At 58.7% G+C, this 17,571-nt stretch carries 16 protein-coding genes and 1 pseudogene; 6 read left to right on the top strand and 11 right to left on the bottom strand.

All coding sequences use genetic code 11. The features are described from left to right. Nucleotides 1-26: 26 nt before the first annotated feature. A complete protein-coding gene (locus tag C4K38_RS22180) occupies nt 27-1,256 on the top strand; it encodes a Zn-dependent hydrolase (protein WP_053280227.1) in 1,230 nt (409 codons plus the stop codon). 10 nt (nt 1,257-1,266) lie between these two features. Beyond that, nucleotides 1,267-2,292 (top strand): histone deacetylase family protein, encoded by a 1,026-nt coding sequence (locus C4K38_RS22175; protein WP_053280226.1) that lies wholly within the window; start codon nt 1,267-1,269, stop codon nt 2,290-2,292. Between the two features lie 213 nt (nt 2,293-2,505). Here the strand turns inward: C4K38_RS22175 and C4K38_RS32390 are convergent, their stop codons facing one another. Beyond that, nucleotides 2,506-2,664, bottom strand: a complete 159-nt coding sequence (locus tag C4K38_RS32390) for a hypothetical protein (RefSeq protein ID WP_155772910.1) — start codon at nt 2,662-2,664, stop codon at nt 2,506-2,508. A gap of 282 nt (nt 2,665-2,946) precedes the next feature. Between C4K38_RS32390 and C4K38_RS22170 the strand changes: the two are divergent. The 4 genes and pseudogenes from C4K38_RS22170 to C4K38_RS32985 all read left to right on the top strand — a co-directional run bounded on the left by C4K38_RS22170 (nt 2,947) and on the right by C4K38_RS32985 (nt 8,545). Then, nucleotides 2,947-4,998, top strand: a pseudogene (locus C4K38_RS22170) (type VI secretion system Vgr family protein). Nucleotides 4,999-5,038: 40 nt separating this feature from the next. Beyond that, on the top strand, nt 5,039-7,429 hold the full coding sequence (locus C4K38_RS22165; protein WP_124345316.1) for a M23 family metallopeptidase: 2,391 nt from the start codon (nt 5,039-5,041) through the stop codon (nt 7,427-7,429). Beyond that, nucleotides 7,416-7,982 carry a hypothetical protein gene (locus C4K38_RS22160; protein ID WP_124345315.1) on the top strand — a complete coding sequence of 189 codons (567 nt, stop codon included), beginning with the start codon at nt 7,416-7,418 and terminating at the stop codon, nt 7,980-7,982. The genes C4K38_RS22165 and C4K38_RS22160 overlap by 14 nt, the downstream gene beginning before the upstream one ends. Before the next feature lie 422 nt (nt 7,983-8,404). After that, a complete protein-coding gene (locus tag C4K38_RS32985; protein ID WP_081001573.1) occupies nt 8,405-8,545 on the top strand; it encodes a lysozyme inhibitor LprI family protein in 141 nt (46 codons plus the stop codon). A 298-nt stretch (nt 8,546-8,843) separates the two neighbouring features. Here the strand turns inward: C4K38_RS32985 and C4K38_RS22150 are convergent, their stop codons facing one another. The 10 genes from C4K38_RS22150 to C4K38_RS22105 form a co-directional block, all read right to left on the bottom strand. Continuing rightward, nucleotides 8,844-10,733 (bottom strand): hypothetical protein, encoded by a 1,890-nt coding sequence (locus C4K38_RS22150; protein ID WP_053280207.1) that lies wholly within the window; start codon nt 10,731-10,733, stop codon nt 8,844-8,846. Nucleotides 10,734-10,852: 119 nt separating this feature from the next. Then, nucleotides 10,853-11,308, bottom strand: a complete 456-nt coding sequence (locus tag C4K38_RS32385; protein WP_231998596.1) for a lytic transglycosylase domain-containing protein — start codon at nt 11,306-11,308, stop codon at nt 10,853-10,855. A 278-nt stretch (nt 11,309-11,586) separates the two neighbouring features. After that, nucleotides 11,587-12,639, bottom strand: coding sequence for an EscU/YscU/HrcU family type III secretion system export apparatus switch protein (locus tag C4K38_RS22140; protein ID WP_053280205.1), 1,053 nt, complete (start codon nt 12,637-12,639; stop codon nt 11,587-11,589). Continuing rightward, nucleotides 12,639-13,424 (bottom strand): type III secretion system export apparatus subunit SctT, encoded by a 786-nt coding sequence (gene sctT, locus C4K38_RS22135; protein WP_197678042.1) that lies wholly within the window; start codon nt 13,422-13,424, stop codon nt 12,639-12,641. The genes C4K38_RS22140 and sctT overlap by 1 nt, the downstream gene beginning before the upstream one ends. 2 nt (nt 13,425-13,426) lie before the next feature. Further along, entirely contained in the window at nt 13,427-13,696 is a 270-nt protein-coding gene (sctS, locus tag C4K38_RS22130) for a type III secretion system export apparatus subunit SctS (RefSeq protein WP_053280204.1), read from the bottom strand. An 11-nt stretch (nt 13,697-13,707) separates the two neighbouring features. Next, nucleotides 13,708-14,358: a type III secretion system export apparatus subunit SctR gene (gene sctR / locus C4K38_RS22125; protein ID WP_053280203.1), complete on the bottom strand. Its 651-nt coding sequence runs from the start codon at nt 14,356-14,358 to the stop codon at nt 13,708-13,710. A gap of 85 nt (nt 14,359-14,443) precedes the next feature. Next, nucleotides 14,444-15,403 carry a type III secretion system cytoplasmic ring protein SctQ gene (sctQ, locus tag C4K38_RS22120; RefSeq protein WP_053280202.1) on the bottom strand — a complete coding sequence of 320 codons (960 nt, stop codon included), beginning with the start codon at nt 15,401-15,403 and terminating at the stop codon, nt 14,444-14,446. Beyond that, the gene (locus tag C4K38_RS22115) at nt 15,400-15,864 is read right to left on the bottom strand and encodes a hypothetical protein (protein ID WP_053280201.1); all 465 of its coding nucleotides are present in this window, start codon (nt 15,862-15,864) and stop codon (nt 15,400-15,402) included. The genes sctQ and C4K38_RS22115 overlap by 4 nt, the downstream gene beginning before the upstream one ends. A gap of 3 nt (nt 15,865-15,867) precedes the next feature. Further along, entirely contained in the window at nt 15,868-16,251 is a 384-nt protein-coding gene (locus C4K38_RS22110) for a hypothetical protein (RefSeq protein ID WP_081364203.1), read from the bottom strand. Then, complete coding sequence (locus C4K38_RS22105) at nt 16,230-17,570, bottom strand: EscN/YscN/HrcN family type III secretion system ATPase (protein WP_053280200.1); 1,341 nt, start codon at nt 17,568-17,570, stop codon at nt 16,230-16,232. The genes C4K38_RS22110 and C4K38_RS22105 overlap by 22 nt, the downstream gene beginning before the upstream one ends. Nucleotide 17,571 lies beyond the last annotated feature (1 nt).

Raw genomic sequence — 17,571 nt, 5'->3', positions numbered from 1 at the left:
TTTTATCGAATCCGGAGAACCGAAGCATGTTGAAGATCAACGGTGAACGCCTGTGGGCGAGCCTGATGGCCATGGCCGAAATTGGCGCAACCGCCCGTGGCGGCAGCTGCCGCCTGGCCCTGAGCGAGGACGACAAGGCCGGGCGCGAGTTGTTCGCCCGCTGGTGCCTGGAGGCCGGCATGAGCCTGAGCCTCGACCCCATCGGCAACCTGTTTGCCCGCCGTCCGGGCAGCGACCCCAACGCCGCCCCGGTGATGATGGGCAGCCACCTCGACACCCAGCCCGAAGGCGGGCGCTTCGATGGTGTGTACGGCGTGCTCGCCGGCCTGGAGGTGGTGCACCGCCTCAACGATCTGCAAATCCAGACCCGCAAGCCGCTGGAAGTGGCGGTGTGGACCAACGAGGAGGGCGCGCGTTTCACCCCGGCCATGTTCGGCTCGGCGGTGTTCACCGGGATCATGGACCTGGAGACCGCCCTGGCGGTGCGCGACGCCGACGGCATCAGCGTCGCCGAGGCGCTGCACGCCACCGGCTACGCCGGCACGCGGCCCCTGGGCGGGGCGGTGGATGCCTATTTCGAGGCGCATATCGAACAGGGGCCGATCCTCGAGGACAACGCCAAGAGCATCGGCGTGGTCAGCGGCGGCCAGGCGATCCGCTGGCTCGACGTGCAGGTCGAAGGCATGGCGGCCCATGCCGGCACCACGCCCATGCCGCTGCGCAAGGACGCCCTCTACGGCGCCGCGCAGATGATCCTGGCGATCGAAACCCTGGCCACGGATTTCGCCCCCGAGGGCCTGACCACCGTCGGCGAACTGGGCATCGCCAAGTCCTCGCGCAACACTATTCCGGGCCTGTTGCAGTTCACTGTCGACCTGCGGCATCACCGCGACAGCGCCATCGCCGCCATGGAACAGGAAGTGCGCGCGCGGCTTGGTGCCATCGCCGAACAACGCCAGCTGAAGGTGACCATCAGCCCGCACTGGATCAGCCCGGCCACGCCCTTCGATGCCGACTGCGTGGCGGCGGTGCAGCAGGCGGTGGACGGCCTGGGCTACGCTCAACAATCGATCGTCAGCGGCGCCGGCCATGACGCGATTCATCTGGCGCGGTTCTGCCCGACGGCCATGGTCTTCATCCCTTGCGTCGGCGGCCTGAGCCACAACGAAGCCGAAGACGTACTGCCCGAGGACGTGCGCCAGGGCACCGACGTATTGCTCAACGCCGTGCTGGCCCGCGCCGGCCAGGTTGCATAAGGAGAAGGTCATGCGCAGTTTTTTCCACCCCGAACAGCTGCTGCACCATCCGCGCAGCTATTACTCCCGCGGCCAGATGCGCACGCCCCAGGAAGTGCCCGAGCGCGCCCAGCGCCTGGCCCAGGCCGCGCATTCTTTGGGCTTCGAGGTCGTGCAACCGGAGGATGCCGGCCTGGAGCCGCTGCTGGCGGTGCACGGCGCGGCGTACCTGCAGTTTCTCAAGGAAGCCCACCAGCGCTGGAAGGAAATTCCCGAGGACTGGGGCGAGGAGGTGATGTCGAACATCTTCGTCCGCGAACCCAACGCCCTGCGCGGCATCCTCGCCCAGGCCGCGCGTTACCTGGCCGATGGCAGCTGCCCGGTGGGCGAGCTGACCTGGCGTTCGGCCTACTGGTCGGCGCAAAGCGCGATTGCCGGCGCCCGGGCCTTGCTCGATGGCGAGCCGGCGGCCTACGCCCTGTGCCGCCCGCCGGGCCATCACGCCCGGGCCGAAGCGGCTGGCGGCTTCTGCTACTTGAACAACGCGGCGATCGCCGCCCAGGTGCTGCGCGAGAAGTTCGCCCGGGTCGCGGTGCTGGACACTGACATGCACCACGGCCAGGGCATCCAGGAAATCTTCTACGAGCGCAACGACGTGCTGTACGTCTCGGTGCACGGCGACCCGACCAACTTCTACCCGGGCGTCGCCGGTTTCGCCGACGAGCGCGGCAGCGGCGCGGGGCTGGGCTACAACCTCAACCTACCGATGGCACACGGCGCCAGCGAAGCCGATTTCCTCGCCCAACTGGAAACCGCCCTGGCGGCGGTAAAGACCTTCGACGCGCAAGTGCTGGTGCTGTCCCTGGGCTTCGACATCTACGAACTCGACCCACAAAGCAAAGTGGCAGTGACCCGCGCCGGTTTCGCTCGCCTCGGCGAACGCATCCGCAGCCTCGGCCTGCCGTGTTTGATCGTGCAGGAGGGCGGCTATCACCTGGAAAGCCTGGAAGACAACGCGCGGGCATTTTTTGCCGAGGCCGGGGCCTGGACGCTCTGATTGCGGTGGCTGTCAGATCGCATCGCGGGCAAGCCTCGCTCCTACAGACAATGGTGCTTCCGTAGGAGCGAGGCTTGCCCGCGATGAACGTCAACGATAACGCGCTGTATCTGGACGCCCCTCATACCAAAGCCCCTGAATCAAAAGATCCAGGGGCTTTTTTAATGCCTGCAACAGGCTGTCGCAGAAGATATCGGGAGGGGCCTCAAGCGCTTAGAGCCGACCCGCCTGCGCCCCTTGCATCGTCTTACCCTGAGCAACATCCAGCAACGCTACACCATCGCTCAGCAGCAGCGAGGCGATATCGGCGATCTGGAACAAATCACTTTCATCCGCTGTACGCGCGGTTATGCAAGACAGGCAGCGATGCATGCCGATTCGTGATTTCGCTGCGGTTTTGGAATGAGAAAGTTCCTTTCATCCGTTCAGGCACTGGATGGGGGGCAGTCATTCTCTGAAAAAGCTGATGCCTTCTTCCAATTCTTTCCTAGAGGTTTAGGACGACTCCTAGATCAATGCCGTTGGTGACTTGCTAGCCTGGCTCGGCTGTTCAGCTTGGCCGAATCCGGATGTAGCCAGGCCAAAAGCGAGTTGCGCTGACATCAAGTCCGCGCACAAGAGCTCGCGCTATGTCGCAGTCCAAAGGAACAAAGGATGTTCAACAAAGCCAATGAAACCCACTTCAGCCTGACGGTCGACGACTTTCAGGGTGACTTGTAGGTGCTGTCTTTCGAAGGGATCGAAGGCATCAGCCAGCCGTTCCGTTTCGATCTGGAACTGGTCAGCGAGAACCCCGACCTGGACCTGGAGACGCTGCTGCACAAGCAGGCGTTTTTGGCCTTTGAGCATGCTTCTGCTAAAGAGAGCGCCAGTGGCATCCACGGCCAGATCTACCGCGTGGCCCAGGGCGATGCCGGCAAGCGCCTGACCCGCTACAAGGTGTCGCTGGTGCCGCAACTGGCCTACCTCGAACACCGCACCAACCAGCGCATCTATCAGCAGCTGTCGGCGCCGAAGATCATCGCCCTGATCCTCGAAGAACACGGCATCCAGGGCAACGCCTACCGGTTCCAGCTCGGCACTCCGTGCCCGGACCGCGACTACTGCGTGCAGTACGACGAAACCGACCTGCATTTCATCCAGCGCCTGTGCGAAGAGGAAGGCCTGCATTACCACTTCCAGCACAGCCCGCAAGGCCACCTGCTGGTGTTCGGCGACGACCAGACGGTGTTCCCCAAGCTCGGCCAGCCCACCGCTTATATCCAGGGCAGCGGCATGGTCGCTGACGAACCGGTGATCAAGGGCTTCAACCTGCGCCTGGAAACCCGCACCCGCCGCACTACCCGCCGCGACTACGACTTCGAGAAGCCGCGCCTGCAGCTGGAAGCGGCCTGTAAACCCGAGGTCGAAAGCGAAGAACCGGACCTGGAAGACTACGACTACCCGGGCCGTTTCACCGACCGCGCGCGCGGCAAGTTCCTCAGCCAGCGCGCCCTCGAGCGCCACCGCGCCGACTACCAGCAGGCCGAAGGCTGGGGCGACCAGACACGACTGGTCAGCGGCCACTTCCTGGAGCTGTCCGAGCACCCGCGCAGCGAATGGAACGACCTGTGGCTGCTGACCCATATCGTCCACGAAGGCAAGCAGCCACAGGTGCTGGAAGAGTCGGTGACCAGCGACACCACCGACAACAAGGACGACTTCCACCAGGGCTACCGCAACCGCTTCCTCGCCACGCCCTGGCAGGTGTTCTACCGTCCGGCCCTGAACCACCCGAAACCGCGCGTGCTGGGCAGCCAGACCGCGGTGGTCACCGGCCCCAAGGGCGAAGAAATCCACTGCGACCAGTACGGCCGGGTCAAGGTGCAATTCCACTGGGACCGCATCGGTGCGGCCGACGACAAGACCAGTTGCTGGCTGCGCGTGTCCTCCAGCTGGGCCGGCGACAGCTACGGCGCCATCGTCATCCCGCGCATCGGCATGGAAGTACTGGTGACCTTCCTCGAAGGCGACCCCGACCAGCCGCTGATCACCGGCTGCCTGTACCACAAGGAACACCCGGTGCCTTACGCCTTGCCGGCGAATAAGACCCGCACGGTGTTCAAGTCCATGAGCTCCCCCGGCGGCGCGGGCTACAACGAACTGCGCATCGAAGACAAAAAAGGCGCCGAGCAGATCTTCATCCACGCCCAGCGCGACTGGGACGAAAACATCGAGCACGACCAGAAAATCCGTATCGGCCACGAACGCCACGACACCGTGGAGAAGAACACCTACACCGAACTCAAGGCCGAAGAACACCGCATCACCCACGCCGACCGCAAAACCGAAACCCGCGTCGACGACCACCTGACCGTGGGCGAAAACCAGCACATCAAACTCGGCACCGCGCAACTGACCAAAGCCGGCCAGGAAATCCACCTCAAGGCCGGCGCCAAGATGGTAATCGAGGCGGGCAGCGAACTGACGATCAAGGCCGGGGGGAGTTTTATCAAGCTGGATGCCGGCGGTGTCACGGTGGTGGGGCCGGTGGTGAAGATCAATGCCGGGGGATCGGCGGGGAGTGGCACTGGGATCGGCATCAAGCCGCCGACGTTGCCGGGTGCGGCGGATAAGGATAACGCGGGGAGTTTGATGGATGAGGCGTTGGTGAATGCGGTGCCAGAGAAGGTTAAGCCGACCTTCGATTATCCATTCTCTCTATGAGCGAAATAACGAGCGTCAACATGGACAAGGACCCTTCAAGATGATTATCGGCCCTCCTTTTCTTCCTGCTCCTGTTACAGGAGAAACCGATGAGGCGTTCCTTGAGCGCGCCATGGTTGGCGGTGTGCCTGGTGATGGTGGTTTTCCGCTGAGTTTTGATCTCAATTGGCACGGCGGAGTCCATCTAAGTTCTCCACAAGAGAACGAGAATTTTCTACCTGTCAGGGCCATTGCTGATGGCAAGCTCGCCTATTTTAGGAGTCCCGAGGCTGAGGTAGCGGATGCAGATCATCCGCTGCGTTTCCGGCGAGGCTGGACCGATAATGGCTGCATAGTGTTGCGTCATGAGACCGAGATTGGAGAGGGGGCTCAATCGACAGTCGTTTTTTATTCAATCTACATGCATCTATCGAAGATCAACCTGAGCCAGCCTCAAGTAGGTATGACCATTCGCCGAAAAGACAACATTGGTGAGGCTGGCAGCATTTATGGTGAAAAGGGCCGCATTCATTTTGAAATTGTGGCGGATCAGAGTCAGATAGCTCATCTGGTGGGGAGGGCTACCCACGACCTTGACTATCAGTCAAATAACGGTCGAACAGACAGTTGTTGGGGGGACATGTACTTCTTTGTTCCGCCGGAAGTACTGCTGTATGGAACGGCCCCCGGTGATCGTCGCCAACCCCAGAATAACGCCCCCGTCGTCTATCGCTGCCCAGCCATGCCCACCAACGCACCAGTTCAAGAGGCAGGCAGTCCTTCCCCTTCCGCAAGTTTCCCTTCTACGGTGGACGGCTACGAGTGGGCGGTGGCCTCGCAGTTACAGCAAGGTATCTTTGTTCGTATGAACTATGAGAGGGGACAGTGCACTCTTACGTCTTTTTACGTGAGTGGCGTAGAAATAGGTGCGCAACCTGAAGAAGCTGATTACGAGCACAACCTCTACACCATCGCCAAACGACTTTATCCACAATCCCCTAGCGCTGGCTATGAACTATTACGCTTTGGTCGGTTACTAGGGTCGGATACCCTGCAACCTGCCGACGCTGCCCACTGGCGGCAGATCAAGTTTCCTGGTAAGGCAGGAGAGCAGAGCAAAGTAGGTTGGGTCAATTTAAACGCCCCGACCGTGGCTAAGTTCAGCGATGCTGATTTCCCTCAATGGCAAGGTTGGAGGCTGATCGATGATGATGTGGATACCGATAGCCATTGTCAGTCACCGTTTATCAGAAGTTTGCTGGAGCTGGGTCAAGATACAGTGCAGTCAAGTAATAATGATACGGTAAGTATTGCGAAGTCTCCAGGGTATGCGGCCCATTCCCAAGAAGAAAAACAGCAATTATCTGAACGATACTCGAACGAACATGAGTTGAGCATGTCGCGGCTTAGCTTGCCAGATATACAAAAACAAATAAAGCGGTTGGTTTGTAAGTTTCCAACTGAATGGGCGCTGAGTGACTTTGATGCTCGTTATGAGTGGTTGCTTAAAGTGTCGGATGGTGGGCCGATGTCGCAGGATAAATACGACAAGTTAAAGGCTTATCAGAGTTCTTTGGCCTTCTGGGAGCAGGCAGATCTAGTGGGTATTGATAGCAAGCATTGGCATTTTCATCCGGTCGAGTTTATCCGTGTGTTTAGGAAGTGTGGATGGTTTAGCAATGACGAGCTTTTAATAATACTTAAACAGGCTCCCGCAACCGGAAGGCAGCGGGCGGCTGGCCTAAGAATGCAAACGAATAAAATGCTAGCAAAGTATTTGATTAGTAGTTCAAAACTCCGGGTGGCCCATTTTTTTGCGCAAGTTGGTGTGGAAACAGGTTGGTGGCAATACCGAGAAGAGATTGGGAATGAGCGATATTTTCGAACTATGTATGAAGTCATTACCCCAGTTGAAGCTGGAGAGGACTATGATAGAGCCGTAAGTTTGCAGCGCAACCTGCCGTCCGGTCGACGCCCAGTTGAATTGCCTAATCCCGGGCCGCGCCCTAAGCCGACAATCAACCGCCCCAATTACGTAGCAGCACGACCAAGTCAAATAGCAGCAAAGGCTGCGGGGATGGATAATGGGATTGCTAACTCATCGAATGGTGGGATGGTTGGGGATGGCAACAGGTTTCATGGTCGGGGATTCCTGCAAATTACAGGGAGGCGAAATTATAAAAGTTATGAAAAATATCGAGGTAAAAATTTTACATCGGATCCCAATCCTGCGTTGCTCTCTTCAGATGATTATAATGCCTGTGACGCATCTGGTTTTTTCTGGTCTAGAGAGAGAATCAACAGACGTGCAGATCAAGGCTCAAGCGCAGAGACTTCGAGGGTGGTCGGTTCTATAATTAACTTGGGAAACCCCAATGGAACTCCGAACCACAATACTGAAAGGCAACAGGCGCTTGAGCCTATTTGGGAGGCATTAAATGACAAAGTATAAACGATTGTCTGTGGCGTTAGGTCTTGTATTTCTAGTGCTTTCTTCAAGATCTCTACTAGCTGCAGACCAGCAATGTCAACTCAAAGCTCCGAATAAAAAGCTAGAGATTGCCAGCTGCCAGAATGAAAGTGGGGTGGTCATACTAAAACTAATTCCAAGTGGACTTTCCCCCTACGCTACAGATCTTGAGAAGCTTCCTACATTTATTGTGAGTGGAGAAAGTCGAGAGGATGTAATGAAAGAGGTAGGTATGAGGGCAGATATCACCTCGGCCTATAGTCGCCTGATTGTTCTTCCTTATCCTGAAGCGATTATTGAATTTTCCAATGCCTCAAAGGCGGCAAGGCTTAAAGTTGCTCAGAAGGGTTGGAGGCTACTAGATATGAAGAATGTTGTATATAGCGGGTCCGGGGGAGGAGAAGGGGTCGGACTAATATGTAGCACACTTGAGAAAGAGACGAGAAAGGGGGTTGTAGTCGTTTCTCAATGTAATGATTTTTATGAGTCGGATGTACTGAGTCTGAAAGAGATTCTCGAGTCTGTTGATGAGTAGAAAAATATCTATCTATTTTATGGTTGGACTTTTGGTGAATGGTTGAACTTGCTGTGGGGTCGTTTCTCAGTGGCAATTATAAGATGGTAACTAAGCTTGGTTTGGTAGTGGCGCGAATTCAATGGGGAATGACGGGTTTTGGATTAGTTGTTCAAGGTGTAATTGATGGTAAGGGTTTTTTATAGTTTTATAAAATTTATTTTTCTCGTGCTATTGGCATATTTGGCTATAGGTGGGGAGTGCGACAATATTAAATTAAGAGCTCAGGTTGGTCCGTGTGTAAAAGAAAGAAAGGATAGTGCGGATGCTAGATTAAATTAAAGCTATAAAGAGCTTATAAGTCAGGTCCGAAGCCAATATACAACGAGCTCTGAACTGGGTGGCTTGTATTTGGAGAAGCTTAAGGGGCGCAGCGTGCATGGTTGAAATATCGTGATGCTAATTGTGAGCTGGAAGCGTTTGAAGTAGAGGTGGGGCGGCCTGCTCATATAACGATAGTTAATAATTGTGTAGCGCGGATGAGTGAGGAATGTACCGCTTATTTGAATGGGGTTATGAAGTGATTTCTAGTGAGGGAATACTTCAGCTTCACTTGGAGAAAAGCCGAAATACAAGAGTCTTAGACGGTTAGCCTCCTTGGCGTGTTGGCGTTTCTTTTGCTGCTGGTGACATTGCCGGAGAAGCAATGGCCGAGTATTACCGGGCCAAGTCATGACCTTGGCCCTTCGTCCTGTAACGCCTGCCATACAAGCGAGCCTGCTCGCGAAGAGGGAGTATCGGTGGCTATCAAGGGTTACCGATATACCGCAAACAGGCCCGTTCCTGTGTGGATTGCGCTTGATTGGCATTGGGAGCAATGGATTACTTTTGCTGCGCCTCCTTAGTCAATTCATTGTTCAGCCGCAAAATAATACGTTCAATGACACAGGCCGAAACGTTGTAAGACTCAACGCTCGGGTGTGAAGCGATCCATCCATTGTCTTTGAACTTATGCAGCAGATCATCCAAGCTCATTTTCTGCTCTTCGAATTCCACCCAGGTATTCTTCTCCGCTTCGAAGAGCGCCTTGAGGGTCTGGGTGCGGCCTTCGTTCCAGTAGACATTCGGGGTGTCTGCTGGCCCCTTCAGCTCCTTCTTGATGATTCTTTCTTCTGGCAAAACCGTATTGCGCCCATCTTTGCTCAGGCCGAGTTCCTTGCTCATCAACATGTCTTCGCCACCTGCAACCATATAAGGAGGGTAAATGCCATCCTCCCATTGCTTGCGAAACGGTGCCTTGATTGAAACGAACTGTTCCGCTGGCCCGTTCAGATCCGCTGGCGTGGGCGGGAGTGTTTCTCCGAAAGATGTGGGAGGCGACTGTCGCGCTGGGTAACCAATACCGTAGCCGGCAATCGGCTGATGGCTTGTCTGGTGCAGACCTTCTACTGCAGTTCGCACCCTTGGGTTGGTATGTCGGGTCTGTTCCGTCTTTACAACATCCTGATCGATCATCATGACTCTTTCAGGGCGATACGAAAGGGAATCGGCAAAGGCCAGGGCCGATGCTCGCGCAGCACCAAACCCTGTCAACTTTCCTCCATCCCAACCGACCAGATGCAGATTCGGGTACTGTTCAAGCAGCTCTTTCATCGTCGAGGCATAGGTCGGGTAATCGAGCTTGTGAACAAGAAGATAGACAGGCTCGGCATGCGTGCCATGCTCATTCGTCATGTTTTTCGGGTGCCATGCCAGGCTGTAGTCCTTACTGAGGTCTGCACTCAGCTTGTTGGCACTTCCGCCACTGATGACCAGTGCCGGAACAGTGCCCTTGTTCAGATGCGGCTCATGTAACTGCGGGCCCCTGACAAATGAAAACCAACTGCCAGTACTGGGTATTGCGCGGTCCATGGCAAGCTCTCTGCAGGTATCAATCCGCTTATCAAGAACCGCCTGCATACTTTTAATCGCGTCTTCCCGAGTGCTTTTAATGGCGTCTTTATGCGGCAGATCGCCTACTTTGACCGGGGAGTATTTACAGGCCGGCCTGGTCTCGGGATTGATCCAGCGCGGATTGCGCTCCAGATTGATAGGCACGGCATTCACAGGGCTCTTGATGTTTTTGGCAGCAGTGACAGCGCCTGCACCCTCCAGTTTCACAGGGTCATGGAGTCCCTCTTGCCACAGCGCTCCCAGCACGGTGCGCTGTTCAAGGGCATTGCTAGCCAACTGCTTGCGAAACTCGGCGGCTTGTTTGTCACTGATCGCATCTACAGAGACATCCCCTTTGACGGCCAGCATCGTTTTAAAAAAAGCATCTTCGCCGCAGGCTGCCCAGACCTCTCCGGATTTGCTTGCCGAGTAGTTATCCTTGCCGTCATGGCATATCTCAATACTCTGTTTTTGTTGATCCGCGGATAACATCCCGACATCCACCCAGCATTTTCCCTCCCCGGGGACAAATGCCGTATAGGGCCGGGTATCGGCATCATGTTTCCAGACCAGGGGCACATCGACGGGCCAGTCCTTATCCTTGACCAGCGTCAAACTCAATAACTCCAACGTGCTGCCGTTCAGCGAGCAAGGCGCGTCTTGTGCAAGTCGATGGGAGGCATCATCGACCTTGCACAGCATGGCTGCTGATGTGTTGTACGCAAATATTCCGGAGTTGGCTGAGTTGGTTTTTTTTTCAGAGGGGTTTTCGTTCTCGGACAATTCATGGGGACGACTGGCGGCGTGCAGGTTGGGTAGCGAATGACTCGGAGTCAGCATGGGGGATTTCCTCTTACGTTAGCTGTTACTTTCGACTGCTCGTGGAGGCTGGCCATTCAGTTTCGCTATGGCGCGGGGCGCTGCTCCCAGCTCAATGCCAGCCATGTTGTTTGTTGCTTTTATCCATCCTTGTGTTCCGGCGAAGCCAACAGCAGTGAGCCCAGGGTGTGTAAGAACACCGCGGCACTGCGTAGGGCTGTCGATGGATTTTCCGTTGCGCGGACTTCGGGTTGGCGCGCCTGGTCAGGAGCAGAAAACCCCATGGTGTTTTCCCGGTAGCGGGCCATGACGCGAGTGACATAAGTCTGGGTTTCGGGGTAAGGCGGAATTTCCCGGCCGTACTTTTTTATCGCGCCTTCTCCTGCGTTGTAGGCGGCGATGGACAGTTCCAGGTTGTGATCGAAATGATCGAGCAGCCATCTCAGGTAGGCCGCGCCGGCGCGCAGGTTGTCAGGTGCGTTGCTCAGGTTGGTGTAGCCAAATCGCGCGCCTGTGAGGGGCATGACTTGCATCAGGCCGACCGCGCCTTTATTTGAAACAGCGCCCTGTTGATACCGGGACTCCACGTGAATCATGGCGTGCAGCAAACCTGGGTCGAGGTGGTACTCCCTGGCCACGCTGTCAATCAGTGGACCATAGGGGAGGAGGGGGAGGGACGGCACTGCGCTGGCCGCAGAAGCAGGAGGCGGAGGGGGCGGCATAAGGGGGGGCGGCGCAGGAGAAATGTCGCTTTCAAGGTCGCCTCGGGTCCAGGTCAGGGGCGCGTCCAACCCGCTGTCCTGGGCGCAGACCAGGGCAACCGGGCCACAGACCAGGAGCAGCCCCATGCCGACCACTAACCTTCGCCAGCGGATCATGGCGCTTGTTGCTCGTAGTCCAGCTGCATGGCGATTCGCAGAATATGCGCCACCGGTTCGAACAGCTCGGCGGGAATGTAGCGACCCACGTCGCACTGGGCAGCCAGGGCGCGGGCGGTGGCGATGTTCTCGACCACCGGAATCCCCGCTTTTTCGGCAAGGGCGACGATGTTCAATGCCACATGGTCGTGGCCGATTTCGATCACCCGTGGCAAGGGGGTTTCACCGGGCTTGAAGTACAGGCAGACCGCAATGTGGGTGGGGTTGCGCACCACCGCTGTGGATTTGGCGACATTCGCCGCCAGGCTGCCGCTTTGCACTTCCCGGTGCGCTTCCTTGCGTTTCTGCTTCATGTGCGGATCGCCTTCGGCGTTCTTGTACTCCTGCTTGATGTCCTCCAGCGACATCATCAATTGTTGGTTGGTGTTGTAGCGTTGGAAGGCGAAATCGGCGATGCCGACCATCACGTAGAACCCGATCAGCACCGCCCACATCCAGTACAGCAATTGTGTGCTGACCTCCAGGCCGCACGCCACGCTGCACAGGGGAAGGAACTGGATGGACGGCGCGTACTGTCGGATCAGGTAGAAAAATATCAGTGACAGGACCCCGACCTTGGCCAGGGATTTACCGAACTCGAACAGGCTGTGCATGGAAAACATCTGCTTGGCGTTGGCCAGCGGGTTGAGTTTTTCCAGGGAGGGTTTGAGCGCCTCGGGCGCGAGCAAGGGTCCGGTCTGGGCAACGATGGCCACCAGGGTGGTGAGGATGAGCATGGCCGCGATACCTCCCGCCACTCGCACAACGATCGCCGTGAACAGCTCGGCCAACTGTTTGAGCGCCGAGGCCAGGTCCAGGTTGATGGCGTTGATCGTGGTGTCGAGCAGTGCCGTGAAGCTGTCGAGCAGGTAGTCGCCTTCGAACATGAAATAACCGAGCATCACTGCCAGTTGCACGCCGCTGGTGACCTCCGTGCTTTTGGCAACCTGGCCCTTGGAGCGAGCTTCGCGGATTTTTTTCGCCGTGGGTTGCTCGGTTTTTTCGCTCATCACAGATGGTCCATCAAGGTGAGTACGTGCCGCACCCATTGGCTGCTCTGTTCAAGGGGCGCCTTGAACGCGAAGCCCAGGCTCATGACCAGCATCAGCAGGGCGAAGGCGCTTTTGATCGGCATCGACAGAAAAAACACGTTCAGTTGCTGGGCCGAGCGATTGACCAGGCCAAGGGCCATATCCACCAGAAGAATGGCGACAATCGCCGGCATCGAGAAACGCAGGCACAGCTCATAGGCCAGTTGCCACTGCCGGGACAGGAACGCCAGAAAACCCGGGCCGAAATGAAAGACTTCGCCAGGGGGCAAGACGCTGTAGGAGTGGTAGATCCCTGCGATCAACTGGTTGAAACCGCCGGTCACCAGGAACAACACGCCAAATACCTGGGTAAACAGGATGCCGAACAGTGACGATTGCTGGCCCAGCAGGGGGTTGAGCACGCTGGCCATGGAAGCGCCCCGCAGGGTGTCGATCAGGAACCCGGCCATGTCCATGGCCCAGAACGGGATGGCCGCGCAAAAACCCATCATCAGGCCGATGCTCAATTCACCGCAGATCAGCATCAGGTAACGCCCGGCCGTGGCGTTCTGGCGGACGCTTTCCAGGGTTGACCAGGTGTCATGAAGGGGAATCAGTGGCAGGGCAATCATCAGCACCAGGGCATTGCGCACCAGCGTGCCGCCGAGGGTGGCCTGGTTGAACAGCGGCACCATCAGCATCAGCCCCAGGGGGCGCAGCATGCACAGGCCGATCACGGGTAGCCATTGAGCCAGGATGTCCACGCTCAGGCCCTCATCTGGTTGATCAGCTCGAACGACCGGTTGGCGTAGGCCAGCAGGATGTCGCCCATCCAGTTGAAGGTCATTGCCAGGGTGATGGCGACAGCCACCAGCTTGATCAGGAACTGAATGGTCTGGTCCTGCACCTGGGTCAGGGCCTGCACCAGGCTGACCAGCACCCCCACCACGGAGGCGACCACCACCACCGGCAACGACAGCAGCAGGACCAACCACATCATTTGCATGGCCAGTTGAGTAATCAGCGCTTCACTCATCCGCCATTCCCTCAGTTGAACGACAACATCAGTTGGCCCAGCAGCTTTTCCCAACCATTCATCAAGACGAACACCAGCAGCTTGAGAGGCATCGAGATGGTCATCGGCGAGACCATCATCATGCCCATGGCGAGCAGGACGTTGGAGACGATCAGGTCGATCGCGATAAAGGGCAGGTACAGCAGCAGGCCGATCTTGAACGCTTCGATCAACTGGCTGACAGTGAAGGCGGGCATCAGCACCAGCAAGGAGCTGTCGGGGAGACGATCATGGTACTTCTGCGGCCAGATGTCGCGACCGATACTTGAGAAGAAGTGCGCTTGGTCCGGCGCGGTATTGCGTTCAAGAAACACCCGATACGGCGCGAGTATTCCGCTGTCGACCTGCCTGATGAAATCGTCGGACTCGCTTTGAATGGGATTGGCCGCCAGGTTGTCCTGAATCTCCAGGCCGATGGGCGCCATGATGAACATCGTCAGGATCAATGCCAGGCCGTACAGGGCAATGTTCGGTGGAATCTGCTGGATGCCCAGGGCGTTGCGCAGGAGCGAGAACACCACCGCCAGTTTCAGGAAAGAGGTTCCAAGGATCAGCAGCAACGGCAATATGGAGACAGCGGACAGCAGAAGGATCAGGTGCAGCGGCTGGTCCAGCAGGTTCATCGATTCGCTCCGGGGGCTGTTTTTCCATTATCGGGCGAGGACCGCACAGCGCCCATCCGGCGCATACCTGAGATTTTCCGCCGGGTCAGAACAGCCGGTCGATCCGTACAGCCAGCCTTCCATCGATCTCCAGCAGCAGGCCATGGGCAATGGTCTTGCCGGCGACCTTCAGGGTCACGAAGTCGTCGATACAGGCCGGACCTTGTAGTACCTCTCCCACCTGTAGATGGGCCAGTTGGTGCAGCGGTACTTCGAGCGAGCCGACGTGAACGACAACGGTCACCAACAGCTCGCTGCCGGAGGGGGAACCGGGGGCGCCGGGCCCCGGGGCGATGTCCATCCAGTCGTTGAAATCGTGCAAGACAGTCTCCAGGGCAAGGGGCGCGGCATCGTGAGTCGAGAGGGTGGCCAGCGGGCGAGACAGGAACAGCCCCAACTGGCCCTCGGTCGCCCGGTAGGCGTGGTGTAACAGCAAGCCGTCACCGGGCCGCAAGCGTTCAAGGCTGTCTCGATCGACATGGCTCCAGCCGGCGATCAGGGCCGCGGGGAGTGTTCGATGGTCGCTGTCGTCCTGGGGATCCATCGGCTGGAACAGTTCACTGAGGCTATCGAGCCATTGCACGGGGGCTTCCAGAACCGAGGCGGCCAGCGACCGGTCCTCATGCTCGAAGCACAGGCACCAGTTGGGGATCGTCTCGACCGTTGCCGCTTCCAGGCGGCTGGCCGTGGGCCAGGCAATCGTACTGTCCGCCAGCCCGGCTCCTGCCGAGGCGAGGGTCCAGCTTGCCAGGACCTCGTGCAGTTCAGTCGGGACTGCCGACCAGTCCGGTACATCGAGCTGCGGGCGGATCCAGCGGCACCAGGCAGGGGCGGCGACCCAGAGACGAACCGGTTGGTTCAATACCTGGGCGTGCAGGATCAGTCCATCGCCCCCTGCCATGCCGTAGGTGAGGGTCATGCCCCCCTCGAGCAGTTCCAGGCGCCGTCCGCGGCCGAGTTTGCGCAGCAATCGGCCCTCGGCCTGACTCAGTTTCGGCAATTTCACCAGGGTTCTCCGTTCAGCTGTTGCAGCGTCAGCGCCACCGGACGATTGAGGATCGCCGCCAATTGGTTTTCGAGTAGCCCGCGGGTGCCGACGATGCGTTCAAAGGTGTCGCGGTCGGCGACCTTGATGTTCAGGCACAGCAGGCTGGCCTGGGCGCTGGCCTGTATCTCCAGTCCTGCCAGCGGGCCGTTGGTCAGCCGCAGGTCGAGGCTACCGGGGTTGCGTCGGCCCAGGCCGCGCAACTGGGCGATGTCAGGCGCGAAGGCTTGCGCCAGGGCCGAACGCGGGTGTCGTGGCCAGGCAGCCTCGAGGGCCGGCGGTGTCGAAGGAAGGCTCCTGGGAGTCGCCGGGTTCAACAGCGCGTCGAAGTCTCGTTGCTGTTCGTGGTCCGGGCGCGGGTCGCATGCAATGTGCGAGGTGTCGCGTCTCGATGGGCTGGAGAGTGCTTTCAGGCAAGGCATGGGTCATTCCAGAAGCCAGTTCAGTTTTTCTTGTTCCACCAGCAGCTTGCGCAGTTGTATCTGCCCCTGAGCCTGTTCACCGCGGATCCGCTGCTGTTCGGCGTGCAACGCTTCCAGCCGTTCGGTCATGGCATGGTCTTGCTGGTGGTATTGGGCGAGTTCGATCTTCAGGTCCCGCAGCGCCCGGTGATCGAGGACTTGTGAAACCTCGCAGCATTCGCGCCACTGGCGCTGCAGTTGGAGGCGCTGCTGCAGTGACCGGGCGATGCTGTCCTGCAGTTGGCTTTCCTCTCGGGCCAGCGCGCTCAGCGCGGCACGCAGGCTTTGTTCGCGCCGCTGCTTGAGCGATAGCAGGCGCCGCAGGGTCAGGCTGTCAGTGTCTGGCATAGGTGCTGGATGGTTTCCTGGAAGCTGTTCTTTTGCGTGGTGGATTGGCACAGCAATCCGCGGATCGCGTCACGACGGGCGAGGGCCTCATCGGCTTCGTCGTCTTGGCCGGCCTGGTATTCACCGACCCTGACCAGCAACTCGATGTCCTTGTAGGCCGCCATCAGGCGCCGCACCTTGCCGGCCATGTGCCGATGCTCGGGATCGACGATCTGGCTCATCACCCGACTGACGCTGGCGCCGATATCGATGGCCGGATAATGGTTGGCTTCGGCGAGCTTGCGTGACAGCACGATATGGCCGTCGAGAATCGAGCGCACTTCATCGGCCACCGGCTCAGTCATGTTGTCGCCCTCGACCAGCACCGTGTAGATCCCCGTGATGCTGCCGATGGCGGCGGGGCCCGCGCGTTCGAGCAAGCGGGGCAGGCGGGCGAAGAAACTCGGCGGATAACCTCCGGCACCGCACAGTTCTCCGGCGGCCAGGCCAATTTCCCGGGCGGCGCGGGCAAACCGGGTCAATGAGTCCATCATCAGCAGGACGTTCTTGCCCTGGTCGCGAAAATACTCGGCAATGGTGGTCGCCGTGTAGGCGGCTTTCAGCCGTTCGAGCGCCGGGCGGTCGGAGGTCGACACCACCACAATGGTGCGTTCGCGGGCGGCCGGGGACAGCGTATGTTCAAGAAACTCACGGACTTCGCGTCCCCGTTCGCCAATCAGGGCAAGCACGATCACGTCAGCCAGGCTGCCATCGCACACCATCCCCAGCAGCGTGCTTTTACCGCCTCCCGCCGCTGCAAATATGCCGACCCGCTGGCCGACCCCGCAGGTCAGCAGTGCATCGATCGCACGCACGCCCAGCGGCAGAGGCGTGTCGATGATCGGGCGGGTGAGGGCTTCGGGGGCCTCGCGCTCGACGCCGCGCCACAGGCAATCGGCCGGGGCATCGCTGCCGTCCAGCGGGCGCCCCAGGCCATCGACGACGCTGCCAAGCAGGAAGGCCCCCAGGGCGATTTCATGGGGTTTGCCCAGTGCGTGCACGTGGCTGCCGGTGGTCACGCCGAGGGGCTCGCTGAAGGGTGATAACACCGCGTAATCACCCTCCACGGCGACGACCTCGGCCTCGATCCCGGAGGGCTCCAGCCGACACCGTTCGCCGAGTCCGACGCCAGGCAGGGACGCCCGCAACAGGGTCGGGCCGACTTCGCTGATGCGACCGTTGAAGTACTCGCCGACCTCGGCCGTCGTGGCTCCCGCCCGCTGGAAGCAGGGCCTTTGCTCGAGCAAGTCGCGCAGGGTGGTGAGGTTCGGCGCGCGCATA

Origin of the sequence: Pseudomonas chlororaphis subsp. piscium (assembly GCF_003850345.1) — a bacterium.
In the GTDB taxonomy this organism is placed as follows: domain Bacteria; phylum Pseudomonadota; class Gammaproteobacteria; order Pseudomonadales; family Pseudomonadaceae; genus Aquipseudomonas; species Aquipseudomonas piscium.
This window is presented reverse-complemented; position numbering and strand designations above follow the sequence as displayed.